This window comes from Geodermatophilus sp. Leaf369 (genome assembly GCF_001424455.1).
In the GTDB taxonomy this organism is placed as follows: domain Bacteria; phylum Actinomycetota; class Actinomycetes; order Mycobacteriales; family Geodermatophilaceae; genus Klenkia.
This window is the reverse complement of the sequence record NZ_LMQA01000001.1, coordinates 25,196-42,220: the sequence shown is the minus strand read 5'-3', so window position 1 is coordinate 42,220 and position 17,025 is coordinate 25,196. Positions and strand designations below refer to the sequence as shown.

At 75.0% G+C, this 17,025-nt stretch carries 17 protein-coding genes; 10 read left to right on the top strand and 7 right to left on the bottom strand.

Features of this window, described 5'->3' with window-relative positions:
* Nucleotide 1 precedes the first annotated feature (1 nt).
* Nucleotides 2-439 (top strand): alternative ribosome rescue aminoacyl-tRNA hydrolase ArfB, encoded by a 438-nt coding sequence (gene arfB / locus ASG36_RS00200; protein ID WP_369794058.1) that lies wholly within the window; start codon nt 2-4, stop codon nt 437-439.
* A 98-nt stretch (nt 440-537) separates the two neighbouring features.
* Here the strand turns inward: arfB and ASG36_RS00195 are convergent, their stop codons facing one another.
* Entirely contained in the window at nt 538-1,143 is a 606-nt protein-coding gene (locus tag ASG36_RS00195) for a class I SAM-dependent methyltransferase (RefSeq protein ID WP_055757866.1), read from the bottom strand.
* Between the two features lie 162 nt (nt 1,144-1,305).
* Between ASG36_RS00195 and ASG36_RS00190 the strand changes: the two genes are divergently transcribed.
* From ASG36_RS00190 to ASG36_RS00180, 3 genes are read left to right on the top strand one after another with little or no spacing between them, the layout of a single operon-like run.
* Complete coding sequence (locus ASG36_RS00190; protein ID WP_055757863.1) at nt 1,306-3,852, top strand: molybdopterin oxidoreductase family protein; 2,547 nt, start codon at nt 1,306-1,308, stop codon at nt 3,850-3,852.
* Nucleotides 3,852-6,392, top strand: a complete 2,541-nt coding sequence (gene nirB, locus ASG36_RS00185) for a nitrite reductase large subunit NirB (protein WP_082522682.1) — start codon at nt 3,852-3,854, stop codon at nt 6,390-6,392. Before ASG36_RS00190 ends, nirB begins: the two co-directional genes overlap by 1 nt.
* Nucleotides 6,389-6,700, top strand: coding sequence for a Rieske (2Fe-2S) protein (locus ASG36_RS00180; protein ID WP_055757860.1), 312 nt, complete (start codon nt 6,389-6,391; stop codon nt 6,698-6,700). Before nirB ends, ASG36_RS00180 begins: the two co-directional genes overlap by 4 nt.
* A gap of 8 nt (nt 6,701-6,708) precedes the next feature.
* On the opposite strand, the gene ASG36_RS00175 is transcribed toward ASG36_RS00180, so the two are convergent.
* A complete protein-coding gene (locus tag ASG36_RS00175) occupies nt 6,709-7,485 on the bottom strand; it encodes a hypothetical protein (protein ID WP_235494431.1) in 777 nt (258 codons plus the stop codon).
* A 146-nt stretch (nt 7,486-7,631) separates the two neighbouring features.
* Between ASG36_RS00175 and ASG36_RS00170 the strand changes: the two genes are divergently transcribed.
* Complete coding sequence (locus tag ASG36_RS00170) at nt 7,632-9,038, top strand: NarK/NasA family nitrate transporter (protein ID WP_055757857.1); 1,407 nt, start codon at nt 7,632-7,634, stop codon at nt 9,036-9,038.
* A gap of 10 nt (nt 9,039-9,048) precedes the next feature.
* On the opposite strand, the gene ASG36_RS00165 is transcribed toward ASG36_RS00170, so the two are convergent.
* Genes ASG36_RS00165 through ASG36_RS00145 form a run of 5 tightly spaced genes read right to left on the bottom strand, consistent with a single transcriptional unit; the run spans nt 9,049 to nt 14,008 of the window.
* A complete protein-coding gene (locus ASG36_RS00165; RefSeq protein ID WP_055757852.1) occupies nt 9,049-10,173 on the bottom strand; it encodes a uroporphyrinogen-III synthase in 1,125 nt (374 codons plus the stop codon).
* Nucleotides 10,170-11,093 carry a polysaccharide deacetylase family protein gene (locus ASG36_RS00160; RefSeq protein WP_200944295.1) on the bottom strand — a complete coding sequence of 308 codons (924 nt, stop codon included), beginning with the start codon at nt 11,091-11,093 and terminating at the stop codon, nt 10,170-10,172. Before ASG36_RS00160 ends, ASG36_RS00165 begins: the two co-directional genes overlap by 4 nt.
* Before the next feature lie 20 nt (nt 11,094-11,113).
* A complete protein-coding gene (locus tag ASG36_RS00155) occupies nt 11,114-12,358 on the bottom strand; it encodes a YeeE/YedE family protein (protein WP_055757849.1) in 1,245 nt (414 codons plus the stop codon).
* A gap of 16 nt (nt 12,359-12,374) precedes the next feature.
* Nucleotides 12,375-12,947, bottom strand: a complete 573-nt coding sequence (locus tag ASG36_RS00150; RefSeq protein WP_235494429.1) for a uridine kinase — start codon at nt 12,945-12,947, stop codon at nt 12,375-12,377.
* Complete coding sequence (locus tag ASG36_RS00145; protein ID WP_055757846.1) at nt 12,944-14,008, bottom strand: MBL fold metallo-hydrolase; 1,065 nt, start codon at nt 14,006-14,008, stop codon at nt 12,944-12,946. The genes ASG36_RS00150 and ASG36_RS00145 overlap by 4 nt, the downstream gene beginning before the upstream one ends.
* A gap of 18 nt (nt 14,009-14,026) precedes the next feature.
* Between ASG36_RS00145 and ASG36_RS00140 the strand changes: the two genes are divergently transcribed.
* The 5 genes from ASG36_RS00140 (at nt 14,027) to ASG36_RS00120 (ending at nt 16,968) form a co-directional block, all read left to right on the top strand.
* Entirely contained in the window at nt 14,027-14,491 is a 465-nt protein-coding gene (locus tag ASG36_RS00140) for a PH domain-containing protein (protein ID WP_055757844.1), read from the top strand.
* A gap of 280 nt (nt 14,492-14,771) precedes the next feature.
* Complete coding sequence (gene infC, locus ASG36_RS00135) at nt 14,772-15,440, top strand: translation initiation factor IF-3 (protein WP_082522680.1); 669 nt, start codon at nt 14,772-14,774, stop codon at nt 15,438-15,440.
* Between the two features lie 33 nt (nt 15,441-15,473).
* Nucleotides 15,474-15,668 carry a 50S ribosomal protein L35 gene (gene rpmI, locus ASG36_RS00130; protein ID WP_055757840.1) on the top strand — a complete coding sequence of 65 codons (195 nt, stop codon included), beginning with the start codon at nt 15,474-15,476 and terminating at the stop codon, nt 15,666-15,668.
* 42 nt (nt 15,669-15,710) lie between these two features.
* Complete coding sequence (gene rplT / locus ASG36_RS00125; RefSeq protein WP_055757838.1) at nt 15,711-16,100, top strand: 50S ribosomal protein L20; 390 nt, start codon at nt 15,711-15,713, stop codon at nt 16,098-16,100.
* A 76-nt stretch (nt 16,101-16,176) separates the two neighbouring features.
* On the top strand, nt 16,177-16,968 hold the full coding sequence (locus ASG36_RS00120) for an RNA methyltransferase (protein ID WP_055757835.1): 792 nt from the start codon (nt 16,177-16,179) through the stop codon (nt 16,966-16,968).
* Nucleotides 16,969-17,025 lie beyond the last annotated feature (57 nt).

The following is a 17,025-nucleotide window of genomic DNA, read 5'->3' as shown; positions in this document are numbered from 1 at the left end:
CGTGCCCACCGACGACGCCTCAGGCGACCTCCCGGTCACCGCGCGCCTGACGGTGCCCGCGGCGATGCTCGGCTGGCGGTTCAGCCGCTCGAGCGGACCGGGTGGGCAGGGTGTGAACACCGCGGACAGCCGGGTCGAGCTGTCGGTCCGCCCGCTGGACATCCCCGGGCTCACCGAGCACCAGCTGGCCCGGCTCACCGAGCGGATCGGCGACCGGCTGGTCGACGGCGTCCTGACGATCGCGGCGTCCGAGCACCGCCAGCAGCTGCGCAACCGGGAGGCCGCCCGCGCCCGGATGGCGATGGCCATCGGCCAGGCCCTGGCACCCCCGGCCCCGCCCCGTCGGAAGACCAAGCCCACCCGCGGGTCGAAGGAGCGCCGGATCACCGCGAAGAAGCAGCGCGGCCAGCTGAAGAAGCAGCGCGGCTCCCTCGACTGACCCCGCCCCCCCGGGCGTCGATCAGCTCCGACGACCCCCGTGCGTCCTCAGCCACCGACGTCGGTGGAGGAGGACGCACGGAGGCGGCTGAGGGCGGGTCAGCGCAGCCGGCGGGCCCGGAGGACGACGTCGTGGGTGTGGTGCGCGCCGGCGCCGCCGGTGACGTGCCGGGGGCGTTCCTCGTGCACCTGCACCTCCCAGTCGTCGTCCAGGGTGGCGGCGACGTCGGCCGGGCTCACGTAGTCGGCGGGGTCGAAGCCGGCGGCGGCCGCCTCGGCGGTGTCGACGAGGGCGTGGTGCACCACCAGCAGCGTCCCGCCGGGTGCCACCGCCGTCCGCAGCGCCCGTTCGGCGTCCCGGCCCGGGGTGCTGCGCAGCGCCGGGTACTGGGCGCTGACCAGGTCGAACGCCTCGGCCGGCAGGTCGGCCTCCAGCAGTCCGGCGGCCAGCCAGGTGACCTCCACCCCGGCGTCGGCGGCGTGCCGGGCGGCCCGCTCCAGCGCGACCCGGGAGACGTCGAGCGCGGTGACCTGCCAGCCGCGGCCGGCCAGCCACACGGCGTCGGCGCCCTCCCCGCACCCCACGTCGAGCACCCGTCCCGGCGGCGGGTCGGCGACCTCGGCGACGAGGGCGGCGTTGGGCTGCCCGCTCCAGATCTGCTCGGGTCCGTAGCGGTCGTCCCACTCGGCGGCATCGGCTGTCATGCCCCGAGCGTGCCCGACCCGGGCCCCGAGGGAGGTGCCCGTTGCGGGAACGGCAACCGGTGCCGGTCCGCACGGGGGACGCCGGCCGGTGGTGAGGTCGCTGGAACGCGACCTTGACCCCACGGCAGCGGCCGCGACACGGGGACCCCGCAGGCTCGCCCCGTGTCGACCCCCGCGCCGTCCCGCACCCGGACGACGCAGACCCACTGCCCGTACTGCTCCCTGCAGTGCGGGGTGACGATGACCGCCGGGGACCGCCCGGCCACCCTCGTGCCGGCGGACTTCCCGACCAACCGCGGTGGGCTGTGCTCCAAGGGGTGGTCGGCGCCGGAGCTGCTGGACCACCCCGAGCGCCTGACCCGGCCGCTGGTCCGCGCCACCCCCGGCGACCGGACCTCGCCGTTCGTCGAGACGACGTGGGACCGGGCCCTGGACGTGGTGGTCACGGCGATCCGGGGCACCCAGGCCGCGCACGGGCGCGACGCGGTCGGGTGCTTCGGCGGGGGCGGGCTGACCAACGAGCAGGCCTACCAGTTCGGCAAGTTCGCCCGGGTGGCGCTGCGCACCTCCCAGATCGACTACAACGGCCGGTTCTGCATGTCCTCGGCCGCCGGCGCCGCCAACCGGGCCTTCGGCCTGGACCGCGGCATGCCGTTCCCGCTGGCCGATCTCGCCGACGCCGACGTCCTGCTGCTGGTGGGCAGCAACCCCGCCGACACCATGCCGCCGGCCATGCAGCACCTGGACGCCTCCCGGGAGAAGGGCGGGCGGTTGTTCGTCGTCGACCCCCGCCGGACCGCGACCGCCCGCGCCGCCGAGGTCCACCTGCAGGCCCTCCCCGGCACCGACCTGGCCCTGGCCAACGGGCTGCTGCACATCGCGATCGCCGAGGGGCTGGTCGACGAGCAGTACGTCGCGGCCCGCACGACGGGCTGGGACGCCGTCCGGGCCGGGGTGCAGGCGTACTGGCCCGACCGGGTCGAGCGGCTGACCGGGGTGCCGGTGGCCCAGCAGCGCCGCACGGTGCTGGCGCTGGCGGGGGCCCAGAACGCGATCGTGCTCACCGCCCGCGGCGCCGAGCAGCACCGCAACGGCACCGACACCGCGCAGGCGTGGATCAACCTGGCCCTCGCACTGGGCCTGGTCGGCCGACCGGGCAGCGGCTGGGGCACCGTCACCGGGCAGGGCAACGGGCAGGGCGGCCGCGAGCACGGCCAGAAGGCCGACCAGCTCCCCGGGTACCGGATGCTCGCCGACCCCGCGGCCCGCGCGCACGTCGCGGCCGTCTGGGGCGTCGACCCCGCCGACCTGCCCCAGCCCGGGCGCAGCGCGTTCGAGCTCCTGGACGCCCTGGGCCGCGAGGTGCGGACCCTGCTGGTGCTGGCCTCCAACGTTGCGGTGTCCGCCCCCGACGCCCGCCGGGTGCTGCGCCGGCTGGGCGAGCTGGACTTCCTCGCCGTCAGCGACTTCTTCCTCTCCGAGACCGCCGAGCTCGCCGACGTCGTCCTGCCCAGCGCCATGTGGGCCGAGGAGGACGGCACGATGACCAACCTGGAGGGCCGGGTCATCCGCCGGCGCCGGGCGCTGGACCCGCCCGGGGAGGCGCGCGACGACCTGACGCTGCTGGCCGACCTCGCCCGGCGGCTGGGGTCGGGTGCGCACTTCAGCGCCGACCCGGAGACCGTGTTCGCCGAGCTCGGCCGGGCCAGCGCCGGCGGCCGGGCCGACTACGCCGGCATCACCTGGGCCCGGGTGGACGCCGAGCAGGGCGTGTTCTGGCCCTGCCCGACGCCGGACCACCCGGGCACCCCGCGGCTGTTCCTGGACCGGTTCCCGACCCCCGACGGCCGGGCCCGGTTCCTGCCGGTGGAGCACACCGACCCGCACGAGACCCCCGACCGCGAGCACCCCTACGTGCTGACGACCGGCCGGGTGATGGCGCAGTACCAGTCCGGGACGCAGAGCCGCCGCTCGCGCAGCCTGGCCCTCGTCGCCCCCGCCCCCCGGGCCGAGCTGCACCCCGACCTGGCCGCCCGGCACGGCATCGCCCACGACGACGTCGTCGAGCTGACCACCCGCCGCGGGAAGGCCCGGTTCACCGCCACGGTCACCGACGCGATCCGCCCCGACGTCGTCTTCGCGCCCTTCCACTGGGGCGGTGGGTCCAGCGCCAACGCGCTCACCGACCCCGCGCTGGACCCGGTCAGCCGCATGCCGGCCTTCAAGACCTGCGCGGTCGCCGTCGCCCGCGTCGGTGGCCCCGCGGAGCAGGTGCCCGCCCCGACGTCGCAACCGGCGGCCCTCGTGCTCGAGACCGTCCCCCGCACCCCGCTCACCCCCACCCGGAGGAGAACCGCTGCCGTGAAGAGCACCCCGAGGTTCCTGCAGGGCGTCTTCCCCCTCATCGGGCAGGGCCTCACCAAGCCCGGCCCGGTGGACCCCGCGCTGACCTACACCGTGCCGGCCGGCGCCAGCGCCCAGGCGCTGTACTTCCGCGGCGGCAACTCCACCGCCGAGCTGGTCTACGTGCTGCTGGTGCGCGACGGGGAGCCGGTGCGCTGGTTCCCGATCGGCGCCAAGGGCGACGTCCACGTGCCGCTGCGGGTGGTCGAGGACCTGCCCGGTGGCAGCGTGGTCACCCTGCACGTGGCCGCGCCGGACGGCGTCACCGGCGAGCTGGTGGTCGACCTCGGGCTGGTGGAGGTCTGATGGCCCCGCGGTCGGGGAGCACGGTCCTGGGCGGCCGGCCCGCCGGGCTCACGACGCTGTCCTTCGGCGACACCGACACCCGCGCGCGGATCGTCGTCGTCGGCAACGGGATGGCCGGCGCCCGCTTCGTCGAGGAGGTCCTCGACCGGGACGGCGGCGAGCACTTCGCCATCACCGTCTTCGGCGACGAGCCGCACGGCAACTACAACCGGATCATGCTGTCCCCGGTGCTGGCCGGGGAGGCCGACGAGGCCGACATCGTGCTCAACAGCCACGACTGGTACGCCGAGCGCGACGTCGAGCTGCGCGCCGGTGTGCGGGTGGAGCGGATCGACACCGCCGCCAAGGTCGTCTACGCCGCCGACGGCACGGCCACCGGCTACGACCACCTGGTGCTGGCCACCGGCAGCCACTCGTTCATCCCGCCGATGACCGGTGTGCGCACCGCCGACGGCGCCCTGCGCGAGGGCGTCGTCGGGTTCCGCACCATCGACGAGACCCGGCAGATGCTGGCCGCCGCCCGCACGCACCGGAAGGCCGTCGTCATGGGCGGCGGGCTGCTCGGACTGGAGGCGGCCCGCGCGCTGCAGGCCCAGGGCATGGAGGTCGAGCTCGTGCACGCCATGGGCTGGCTGATGAACGCCCAGCTCGACGTCGAGGCCGGCGGGGTGGTCCGGCGCAGCGTCGAGGAGCTCGGCATCACCGTGCACACCGACGCGATGGCCACCGAGGTGCTGGGCACCGACCGGGTCACCGGGGTGCTGCTCAAGGACGGCCGCCGGCTGGACTGCGACCTGCTCGTCGTCGCCGCCGGCGTCCGCCCGCACACCGACGTCGCCGTCCGGTCCGGGATCGAGGTGGAGCGGGCGGTCCTGGTCGACGACCGGCTGGCCACCGACGTCCCCGACGTCTACGCCATCGGGGAGTGCGCCCAGCACCGCGGCACCGTCTACGGCCTGGTCGCCCCCGCGTGGGAGCACGCCACCGTGCTGGCCGACCTGCTCACCGGCACCGACCCGGACGCGGCCTACACCGGCTCCCGGACGGCGACCAAGCTCAAGGTGGCCGGGGTCGACGTCGCCGTCATGGGTGTGAGCACCCCCGAGCGCGAGTCCGACGAGTTCCTGGTGATCAGCGAGCCCAAGCGCGGGGTGTACCTGTCGGTCGTCGTCCGGGACGACCTGCTGATCGGCGCGACCCTGGTCGGCGACACCCGCAAGGTCGCCTTCCTGACCCAGGCCTTCGACCGCGGGACCCCGCTGCCGCCCGAGCGGATCCGGCTGCTGGTCGACCTCTCCGACGGCGACGCCGAGGTCGGCGTGGCCGAGCTGCCCGGGGACTCCCAGGTCTGCAACTGCAACGGGGTCTCCAAGGCCACCATCTGCGGCGCCGTCGCCGACGGCTGCACCTCGCTGCCGAAGGTCATGGACGCCACCCGGGCCGGCAAGGGCTGCGGCTCGTGCAAGGGGCTCGTCGAGCGGATCATCGAGTGGGCGGCCGACGGCGAGCTCACCGTGGAGGAGTCGGCGTCCTGGTACGTGCCCGGCGTGCCGATGCCCAAGTCCGAGCTGGTCGCCGCGATCCGCGAGCACGACCTGCGCAGCGTCTCGGCGGTCTTCGCGACCCTGGCCCCCGGCGGCGCCGAGGACGCGAAGTCCAAGATGGGCCTGGTCAGCCTGCTGCGGATGGTGTGGGGCAGCGACTACGTCGACGAGCCCGACGCCAAGTTCGTCAACGACCGGGTGCACGCCAACATCCAGCGCGACGGCACGTTCTCGGTCGTCCCGCAGATGAAGGGCGGGGTGACCACCCCGGCCCAGCTGCGGCGGATCGCCGACGTCGCGGAGAAGTACGAGGTGCCGATGGTCAAGGTGACCGGCGGCCAGCGCATCGACCTGCTGGGCGTCCGCAAGGAGGACCTGCCGAGGATGTGGGCGGACCTGGGGATGCCGTCGGGCTACGCCTACGGCAAGTCCATGCGCACGGTGAAGACCTGCGTGGGCAGCGACTTCTGCCGCTTCGGCCTGGACGACTCCACCCAGCTCGGCATCGACATCGAGACCCGGTTCCAGGGCGTGGAGAGCCCGGCCAAGATCAAGATGGCCGTGGTCGGCTGCCCGCGGAACTGCGCCGAGGCCTACGTCAAGGACGTCGGCGTCGTGGCCACCGGCAAGGGCCGCTGGGAGGTCTACGTCGGCGGTGCCGCCGGGGCCTCGGTGCGCAAGGGCGACCTGCTGACGACGGTGTCGACCCCCGACGAGGTGATGACGGTGATCGGCCGGTTCATCCAGCTGTACCGGGAGAACGGCAACTGGCTCGAGCGCACCTACGACTTCGTGCCGCGCTGGGGGCTGGACCGGATCAAGGAGACCCTGCTGGAGGACGCCGAGGGCATCTGCGCCGACCTGGACGCCGGCATCCAGCGTTCGATCGACGCCTACACCGACCCGTGGGCGCAGGACCTGGCCCAGCAGGCGTCGCCGGGGCAGTTCCGCACGTCGCTGCCGCTGACCGTGCTGCCGCAGGTGCCGGTCCGATGACGACGTCGCTGCAGGCGCACGTGGTCGGCCGGGTCGACGAGGTGCCGGTGGGGGAGGGGCGGGCCTTCTCCGTCGGCGGGACGGCGGTGGCGGTGTTCCGGCTGCGCGACGGGTCGCTGCGGGCGGTGGCCGCGGTCTGCCCGCACGCCGGCGGGCCGCTGGCCGACGGCCAGTCCGACGCGCGGGTCGTGGTGTGCCCGCTGCACCTGAACGCCTGGCGCTGGGACGGCACCCCGACCACCGGTGCCGCCCCGCTGCCGGTCTACCGGGTCCGCGAGGAGGCCGGCGCCCTCGTCGTCGAGGTCTGAACGCCGGGTCAGCCCAGCGTGGCGAGGGCGGCCTCCACGTCGTCGGCCCGGACGAAGTCCAGCGCCAGCAGGCGGTGCACCAGCACCCCCCGGCGGGTCAGCCGCAGGTCGGCCGGGCGCAGCCGGGGCGGCGCGGACCCGCCGGGGCGCGGGACGGCGACCGGGGGGTCGAGCAGGCCGGCCTGCTGCAGCTCCACGAGGTCCTCGACCGCGCCCCAGGTGGTCCAGGCCCGCGGGTCGACCGGCACCGGGGTGAGCGGGAGCGGGGTGCGCTCGCGGCGGCCGACCGCGGCCAGCAGGGCCAGCTGCCGCCAGCTCAGCCCGGACGCCGTCCGCAGCACCCGGTCGGCCAGCGCGGTGTCCACGTCGGGGGAGGCCACCACCTCGGCCAGCAGGTAGCCCAGGTGTCGCACCCGGCGGTCGTCGGCGGCGGCCCGGGCGGCCAGCAGCACGGCCTCGCCCACCTCGCGGGCGGCGACCCGGCCCCCGGCCCGCTCGGTGAAGAACCCGTCGGTGCGCACCCGGCGGTCTCGCCGCGCCAGCGTCACCCCGTGCTCGACGGCGAAGGCGAGCGCGGCCCCGGCCCGGGCCCGTTCCCGCCGGGGCAGGGCCCCCTCGGCCAGGTCGTCGGCCAGCCCGCGCAGACAGCCGCCGAACCGGTCGTCGAGCTGGAGCACGGCGTCGGCGGGGGCGTAGACGACCGTCGCGGCCGCCGAGGTCATCGTCCCCGCGATGCCGAACCCGGACTCGATCAGCTGTCGCCCGGGGGCGGGCACGTCGCTCACACCGGTGAGCATGGCGGTCCGGCGACCGGCCTGCACCCGGTCGGGCGCCGGTCCTCACCACGTCGGGGCACCGGGCGTGCGGAGAACGGAACACGTCTCGCGGGCAACGGCAACGGCCGGGTGACCCGCTCCCGCCACGGTGGGTCATGGCCACCGACGCCCCGACCCGGATCCCCCCGACGACGAGCACGCGCAGCCGGTTCGGGGGGCGGTGGATCGACGACTGGCGCCCGGAGGACCCGCAGTTCTGGGCCGCGACCGGCAAGCGGGTCGCCCGCCGCAACCTGTGGTTCTCGGTGTTCTCCGAGCACATCGGCTTCTCGATCTGGAGCCTGTGGTCGGTGATGGTGCTCTTCCTCGGCGAGCCCTACGTGCTGGCCGGCACCTTCACCGGTGAGCCCGCCGAGATCGCGGCGCAGAAGTTCCTGCTCACCACGCTGCCGACGGCGCTCGGGGCCTTCGTGCGGTTGCCCTACACGTTCGCCGTGGCGGTCTTCGGTGGTCGCAACTGGACGATCGTGTCGGCCTCGCTGCTGCTGGTGCCCACGATCGCGACCGCCCTCGTGCTCGAGCCCGGGGTGCCCTACCCGACCTTGCTCGCCGTGGCCTGTCTGGCCGGGGTCGGCGGGGGCAACTTCGCCAGCTCGATGACCAACATCAACGCCTTCTACCCCGAGCGGGAGAAGGGCTGGGCGCTGGGTCTCAACGCCGGCGGCGGCAACCTCGGGGTCCCGGTCATCCAGCTCGTCGGCCTGCTGGTGCTGGCCACCGCCGGTGCCGGGCACCCGCGGATCGTGCTGTTCGTCTACATCCCGTTCATCGTGCTGGCCGCGGTGGGCGCCGCGCTGCTGATGGACAACCTGACGGCGGCGACCAACCAACCACGGGCGCTGCGCGAGGCCACCCGCGAGCGCCACACCTGGATCATGTCCTTCCTCTACATCGGCACGTTCGGCTCGTTCATCGGGTTCAGCTTCGCCTTCGGCCAGGTGCTCACCAACCAGTTCACCGACTCCTTCGCGACCCCGCTGGCCGCGGCGTCGCTGACCTGGCTGGGCCCGCTGCTGGGCTCGCTGATCCGGCCGGTGGGCGGCCGGCTCGCCGACCGCTTCGGGGGCGCCTCGATCACGATGTGGAACTTCGTCGGGATGGCCGTCGGCGCCCTGGTGGTCTTCCTGGCCAGCCAGGCGGAGTCGCTGCCGTTGTTCGTCGTCGGCTTCGTGCTGCTGTTCGTGCTCAGCGGGCTGGGCAACGGCTCGACCTACAAGATGATCCCGGCGGTCTTCCGGGTCCAGGCCCGGGACCGCATCGCCGCCGGTGCCGACGCCCCCACCGCCGACCGACACGCGCTGCGGATGTCCGGGGCGCTGATCGGCATCGCCGGTGCGGTCGGGGCCTTCGGCGGGGTGCTGGTGAACCTGGCGTTCCGGCAGTCGTTCCTCACCACCGGCACCGGCGACAGTGCCTACCTGGTGTTCATCGCCTTCTACCTGGTCTGCGTCGCCGTCACCTGGGCGGTCTACCTGCGGCCGGGCACGACCGTGCGGGTGTAGGGACGACGCCTCACACGGCCAGGCGGTAGCCGCGCTTGACCACGGTCTCCACGACCGGTGCGCCGAGCGCGGCCCGCAGCCGGGTCACCGCCATCTCCACCGCGTGCGCGTCGTGCCCGCCGGACAGCTCGGCGAGCAGGTCCGGCCGGGACACGACCACACCCGGGCGGCGGGCCAGCGCCCGCAGCACCGCCATGGGCCCGGGGGCCAGCTCCACCAGCCGGCCGTCGAGCACCGCCCCGTGCCCGCGGACCTGCAGGGTGTGTGCCCCGGCGGTGAGCACGGGGTCGCGCTGGGGCAGCCGGGCCACCACCTCGCGGGCCAGCGCACCCAGCCGGGAACGCTCGGGCTCCACCGTGGCCACCCCGGCGGCGGCCAGCGGCCCCGCGGTCACCGGCCCCACGCAGACCGCGAGGACGCCGTCGGCGAACCCGGTCAGCACCCCGCCGCGCACGCCCTCCTCGGCGGCGACCTGCAGCAGGCTCGCCGCGGCCGGGGCGGAGGTGAAGGTGACCGCGTCCACGGCGCGGGAGGCGATCGTGTGCACGAGCCGGCGCAGCGGCGCGGTGTCCTCCGGCAGCACCCACCGGTAGACCGGGACGGTGACCACGTCGGCGCCGGCCTCCCGCAGCCCGCTCACCAGGTCCGGCAACGGGTCCCCGTGCAGCTGGACGGCGATCCGCCGGCCGGCCAGGGGGCCCTCGGCGCCGGAGAGCAGGTGGGCCAGCACCTCCGCGGAGCTCTCCGAGGCCGGCGACCAGGCGTCCACGAGCCCGGCGCCGCGGATCGCCCCGCGCGCCTTCGGGCCGCGAGCGAGCACCCGGGCCCCCAGCAGGTGCTCGACGAGGGGCAGGTCCCAGGCCTCGGCGGCCTCGGTCCAACCGCGGAACCCGACACCGGTGGTGGCCACGACCAGGTCGATCGGCCGGGCCAGCACCTCGCGGGTGGCCGCGACGAGCTCGGCGTCGTCGGCCAGCGGGACGATCCGGATCGCCGGGGCGGACACCACCCGGGCCCCCCGCCGGTCCAGCAGGGCGACCAGCTCCTCCGAGCGGCGCGCGGCGGTGACCGCGACGGTGTAGCCGGCCAGCGGCAGCGGTTCGGGGGCCGGGGCGTGTTCGGCGCTCGCGGTCACCGGTCCATGGTCGCCGGTCGGTGTTCCGGTCGTGTGTCCGGACCCGGGGTGCGGGGTGCCGCGTGTGCGGCGACGGCGCCGGCGGTGGTCAGCCAGACCTCGTCGCGGCGGGCAGCGACGTGCGCCAGCGCCGTGCGCAGCGGCCGCAGCCGGTGCGGCTGGCCGACGACGTAGGGGTGCAGCGCGATGCCCATGACCAGCGGGGCGCTGCGGGACTGCTCGACCATCTCGTCGAAGGTGGCGACCACCATGTCGGCGAACTCCTGGCCGGACACCTGCCGGGAGACCACGGCCGGGATGTCGTTGAGCTCCTGCGGGTAGGGCAGCGACAGGATGCGGCCGCCCCCGCGGGTGGCGAACCAGGTCGGCTGGTCGTCGTGCGCCCAGTCCAGCAGGTAGTCGTAGCCGGCCTCGGCGAGCAGGTCGGGGGTGTGGTGGCTCTGCGAGATCCACGGGCCCAGCCAGCCCGCCGGGGGCTTGCCGGTGGCCCCGGTCAGCTCCCGGGTCACCTCGGCGATCAGCGCCCGTTCGTCGTCCTCGGACAGGTCGGCCTGGCGCTCGGCGTTGGTGCGGCCGTGCCCGACCAGCTCGTCGCCGCGGGCCAGGTGTGCCTCGACCAGGCCCGGGCACTCGGCGAGCACCCGGCTGTTGGCCAGCACGCTGGCCGGCAGGCAGAGGGTGTCCAGGGTCTCCATCAGCCGCCACGCGCCGACCCGGTTGCCCCAGTCGCGCCAGGAGTAGTTGAGGACGTCGGGGTCGCCGCCGCCCGGGGCCAGTTCGGCGCCCCGGCCGCCGCCGAAGTCGAAGACCTCGAGGTTGACGGCGACGTAGACCGCCAGCCGCTTGCCGTCGGGCCAGTCGTAGACCGGGCGGTCGGGCAGCGCGCTGTAGGCGTACCGGCCGTGCTGGGGGAGGCTCACGCCCACGAGGATGCCGCTCCTCAGCAGACGCTGTCGCGCGGGGCGGGGACGCCGAGGCCGAACACCCGGCGGGCCCGGATGCCGAGCCAGGTGCCGGCCAGCGCGGCGATGCCCCAGATCCAGCCGGACGCGCTGCCCGAGGCGATCCCGGCCAGGTAGGCGCCGATGTTGCAGCCGCTGGCCAGCCGGGCCCCGACGCCCATCAGGACCCCGCCGATCACCGCAGCGGCCGCGGTGCGGGCCGGGATGCCGCGGTGCAGCACCCAGGCGCCGCCGGCGGCCGAGGCGAGGGCCGCCCCGACCATGATCCCGATGTTGGTCAGCGAGACGGTGTCGGTGAGCACCGGGGCGGCGAGCTGGGCCGAGCGCGAGCCCGACCAGTAGAGCCACTCCTCGGGGTGCAGGCCGACCAGCTGCAGCAGCTTGGAGCCCCACAGGGTGAACGCGCTGGTGATGCCCCAGGCGCCACCGGAGACCAGCAGCACCCCGGCGCCGAGCACCGACAGCACCAGCGCGCCGACCCACAGCGGCCAGGAGCCGCGCAGCACCCGGGCCACGCCCCGCGCCGAGGGCGGCGGCTCGGTGGGCGGGGGCACCCGACGGCGCTGCACCGCGGTCGAGACGAACCAGACGACGGCCAGCAGCGCGATGGTCACCGCCCACGAGCCGGCCCAGCCGACGTGGTCGGACAGCAGGAACGCGGGGAAGGCGGGGAGGTCGTCGACCAGCGGGAACGCCCAGGCGTAGAGCACCGTGCCGGCGATGAACCCGCCCAGGGTCAGCAGGATCGAGGACTGGCCCGAGCCGACGGCGAACAGCGTGCCCGAGGCGCACGCCCCGCCCAGCTGCATGCCGACCCCGAACAGCACCGCCCCGGCCACCAGCCCGACGCCCAGCGACCCGGCCGAGGGGCCCGGTGTCGTCCCGAACAGGCCCGTGCCGGTGCCCAGCACCAGCGCGAAGAGCGTCGCCGTGGTGCCCAGCAGGAGCGTGTGGGCCCGCAACCCGCTGCCGTTGCCCACCGCGACCAGCTGCCGCCAGGCGGAGGTGAACCCGAACCGGCTGTGGAACAGCGCCGCCCCCAGGCCGAGGCCCAGGCCCAGCAGCACCGCCTGCTGCGCCCCGTGCCGGACGGCGACGAACGCGACCAGTCCGGCGGCGAGGACGGCGGCCATGCCCAGCGGCACCCAGCGGACACCCGGCGCGGGCGCCGGCGGCGGGGTGGGGGAGGACGTGGGCGGTCGGAGCAGTGCGGTGGTGGCCACGTCGGGCCACGGTAGGTCAGAGCAGCGCGAAGGCCGCCGGCCCCGGGTCCGCGCCGGGGTCGCCGTCCACGAGAACGTCGGCCCGGGCGCGGGTGTCCTCGCGGGCGAAGACGACGGCCTCGGCGCGCGCCCAGTCGGGCTGGAACGCCGTCATCGCCGCACCCCCGCGCTCGGCCCAGCGCCGAGCGCACACCTCCGGCGGGGCCTGCACCCAGACCCGCAGGGTGACCAGGTGGTCGATCGACCGGGCGGCCGCGCCGCAGCCCTCCACCACCAGGTGCGCCCGCGCCGGCACCGTCGTGGGCACCGTGAAGGCGCCGGCGTGCCAGTCGTAGGCGGCGAAGACGGCGTCCTGGCCGGCCGCCACCGGCGCCAGCACCTGATCGGTGAGCCGCCCGGTGACCCCGTCCAGCGTCCAGCCGGCGTAGAGGTCGTCCAGGTGCACCACCGGGGCGCCCAGCTCGGCGGCCAGCCGGTCGGCGAACGTGGTCTTGCCCGACCCGGCGGGGCCGTCGACGCAGACCAGCCGGGTGTCGCCCAGCAGCGCAGGAGCGGCCCGCACCCGGTCGGCGAGGTCGGCGAACCTCACGGCGCGACGGCGGTCCAGGTCTGCACCGCGTCGCCGGTGCCGACGACGTCCCCACGGCTGGCCAGCAGCCGGACGTGCGCGTCGGTCTCGGTCACCGCGAACACCCGCATGCTGCGTTCGTAGGACGACCAGGGCCGCGACCAGGTCAGGTGGGCCGCCAGCTCCCACGGCGTGCTGCCCGGGTGCGCCCGGACGGCGGCCAGGAGCTCGGCCAGCCGGGTCTCGTGGTGGGCCTGCAGCTCGGCGGCCCGGGCGGCGAGGCCGGTGAAGCGCCACTCGTGGGCGGGGAGCACCTCGGTGGGCTCGGGCCGGTCCCCGACGGCGGCCAGCGAGGACAGGTAGTCCCGCAGCGGATCGGGCGCGCCGCCGGACTCGGTGGAGATGTTGGGGCTGATCCGCGGGAGCACGTGGTCCCCGGACAGGAACAGGCCGGTGCGCTCCTCGGCGAAACAGAGGTGCCCGGCCGTGTGGCCCGGGGTGTGCACCGCGCGCAGCGACCAGCCGGGGAACGCGGCCAGGTCGCCGTCGACCAGCTCGCGGTCGGGGACGGCCATCTGGGTGAACCGGGTCCAGCGCTCGGGGTCGCCGACGTCGGCTGCGGCGGTCGCAGGGTCGGCGCCCAGCCCGATCATGAACGCCACGTTGCGCTCCACCGCCTGGTCGCCCGAGCGCTGCGACCACTGCCGGACGACGTCGCCGTCGGCGGGGTGCATGGCGATCCACGCGCCGCTGGCCTCCCGCACCCGCGCGGCCAGGCCCAGGTGGTCGTAGTGCATGTGGGTGACCAGCACCCCGGCCACGTCGCCGACGTCGGCGCCGATGCCGGCCAGCCCGCCGGTCAGGGCCTCCCAGCCGGCGTCGGACTCCCAGCCGCAGTCGACCAGCCCGATCCCGCCGCCCTCGAGGGCGAAGGCGTAGACCGACACGTAGCGCAGCGGGTTGTGCGGGATGGGGACCGGGATCGACCAGAGGTCCGGGCGCAGCTGCTCGACCGCGGGGAGTTCGCGCGCCTGCCACGCGGCGTGCTGGATGCTCCCGGTGATCTCGCTGCTGGTCGACACCCCTGGGACAGTAGGGGGGTGACCACTCCAGCGACGCCGCCCACCGTCGAGGCCACCCCGCTCCGGATGAGGATCTGGTTCGCGATCAGCGCGGCCCTGGTCGTCGGGGTGATGGTCACCGTGTCGGTGCTGCTCAAGACCTCGACCACCGGTGTGGTGGCCTTCCGGACGTCGGACCAGGTGGCCACCATGGGCATCGGGCTCCTGCTGGGCGGGGCGATCCTCTACTGCGCCCGGCCGCGGATGACCGCCGACGCCGACGCGGTGACCGTGCGGAACATCGTGGGCACCCACGTGGTGCCCTGGGAGCACGTCCGGGCCGTCCGGTTCGACGAGCACTCGCCCTGGGCCAGCCTGCTGCTCAGCGACGACGACGAGATGTCGGTGCTGGCCGTGCAGGCCGCCGACGGCGAGCGCGCGGTGCGCGCGGTGGAGGGCATGCGTGCCCTGCTGGCCGCCAGCCGGGTGGACGGGGTAGTCTGAACGACGCCTCACCCCGCTACATGAGGCGCACCACCGCGACGACCCCGCCCCGGGCCGTCGCACCAAGAGGAGCCCGCTCCCACCTGGCGCCGTCACAGGCACCCAGGTCACCCGGAAGACCGGGGCCGGTCCGTCGGTCCTGGCTCGCCCCACCCCTCACCGGGTCGAGGGCGTGACCGGACGAGTGGGCCCCGTCGGCACAGCCGACGGGGCCACCACTCGTTGCCGGACTGCCGGGCCGGGACGCTGACTCCTCACCGCAGAACGCAGAGGAGAGGCCATCACCGAGCCCCGCATCAACGACCGCATCCGTGTCCCCGAGGTCCGCCTCGTCGGACCCGAGGGCGAGCAGGTCGGCATCGTGCCGATCGGCGAGGCCCTGCGCCTGGCCCAGGACTCCGAGCTCGACCTCGTCGAGGTCGCTCCCATGGCCCGGCCGCCCGTCGTCAAGCTGATGGACTACGGCAAGTACAAGTACGAGGCCGCTCAGAAGGAGCGCGAGGCCCGGCGCAACCAGACGCAGACCGTCATCAAGGAGATGCGTCTGCGCCTGAAGATCGACCCGCACGACTACGAGACCAAGAAGGGCCACGTCGTCCGCTTCCTCAAGGGCGGCGACAAGGTCAAGATCACGGTCATGTTCCGTGGTCGTGAGCAGTCGCGGCCCGAGATGGGCTACCGACTGCTGCAGCGGCTGGCCGGCGACGTCACCGAACTCGGCGTCGTGGAGTCCAACCCCAAGCAGGACGGCCGCAACATGGTCATGGTCATCGCCCCGCACCGGAACCAGGCGGCGCAGCAGGCCCAGATCGTGGAGCGCAAGAAGGCCAAGGCCGCGGAGAACGAGGCCGGGTCCGAGGCCGCCCCCGAGCAGGAGATGCGGCCCCTGGCCCCCCAGGCACCGCCGAAGCCGGCGCCGATCGAGCCCGCCGAGGCCGACCAGGCCTGAGCCGGCCCCACACACCGAACGAGGACTGAGGACATGCCGAAGAACAAGACCCACAAGGGCACGGCCAAGCGCATCCGCGTGACCGGCACCGGGAAGCTCGTCCGCGAGCACACGAACAACCAGCACAAGTTCGAGGTGAAGTCCTCCTCGCGCAAGCGCCGGGTCAAGGGCGCCGCCGTGCTGTCCCCCGCCGACGCCCCCCGGATGAAGAAGCTGCTCGGTCTCTGACCGGCGCCCCTCTCTCCCCCCTAGACAGACAGGAGCTATCACGTGGCACGCGTGAAGCGGGCGGTCAACGCCCAGAAGAAGCGCCGGACGACCCTCGAGGCAGCCAGTGGCTACCGGGGTCAGCGTTCGCGGCTGTACCGCAAGGCCAAGGAGCAGCTGCTCCACTCGGCCACCTACGCCTACCGCGACCGCAAGGTGCGCAAGGGTGACTTCCGCAAGCTGTGGATCACCCGCATCAACGCCGCGGCGCGGCAGAACGACATGACGTACAACCGTTTCATGCAGGGCCTGAAGCTGGCCGGCATCGAGCTGGACCGCAAGGTCCTCGCCGAGCTGGCCGTCAACGAGCCCGCCGCCTTCGCGGCCCTGGTGGAGACCGCGCGCGCCGCGGTCGCCGCCGCCCCGAACCAGACCGGCGTCGCCGCCGCTTGAGTTCCTCACGACGCCGTCGGCGCCGGGCACCTGCCCGGCACCGGCGGCGTCGTCGTGTGTCCAGGGAGGACCCGCGTTGACCGAACCGCTGACCGAGCGCAACGCCCGCGTCGCCGCCGCCCGCAAGCTCACCCGCCGGGCCGGCCGGGACGCCGCCGGGCTGTTCCTGGCCGAGGGCCGGCAGTCCGTCCTCGAGGCGCTGGAGGCCGGGGCAGCGGCCGAGGTGTTCGCCACCGAGGCCGCCGCCGACGCCCACCGCGAGCTGCTCGCCGGCGCCGGCGTCCCGGTCCGGCTGGTCACCGAGAAGGCCGCCGCCGGGCTGAGCGAGACCGCCACCCCGCAGGGCCTGGTCGCCGTCTGCCCCCTGCGGGACGTGCCGGCCTCCTCGTTGGCCACCGACCCGCCGCAGCTGGCCGTCGCGTTGGCCGAGCTCAACGACCCGGGCAACGCCGGCACCGTGCTGCGCACCGCCGATGCCTGCGGGGCCCGCACCGTCGTGTTCGGCGCGGGCTCGGCCGACCCCTTCCAGGGCAAGGTCGTCCGGTCCAGCGCCGGCAGCCTCTTCCACGTCGACGTCGTCCGCAGTGCCCCCCTCGAGCCCCTGCTGGACGACGTCCGGGCCGCCGGGGTCACCGTGCTGGCCGCCGCCGGTGACGGCGAGGTGGACCTGGACGTCGCCGGGGACGACGGGCTGTTGGCCGGCCCGGTGCTGTGGCTGTTCGGCAACGAGGCCCGGGGCCTGGACCCCGCCCTGGGCGCCCGCGCCGACCACCGGGTCCGGGTGCCCATGCGCGGCCGCGCCGAGAGCCTCAACCTCTCCGTCGCCGCCGCCATCTGCCTCTACGCCACCCAGCTCGCCCAACGCTGACGAGAAGCGCCCTTCTCGTCAGGACCCCTGACGAGGAGGGCGCTCCTCGTCGGAGGG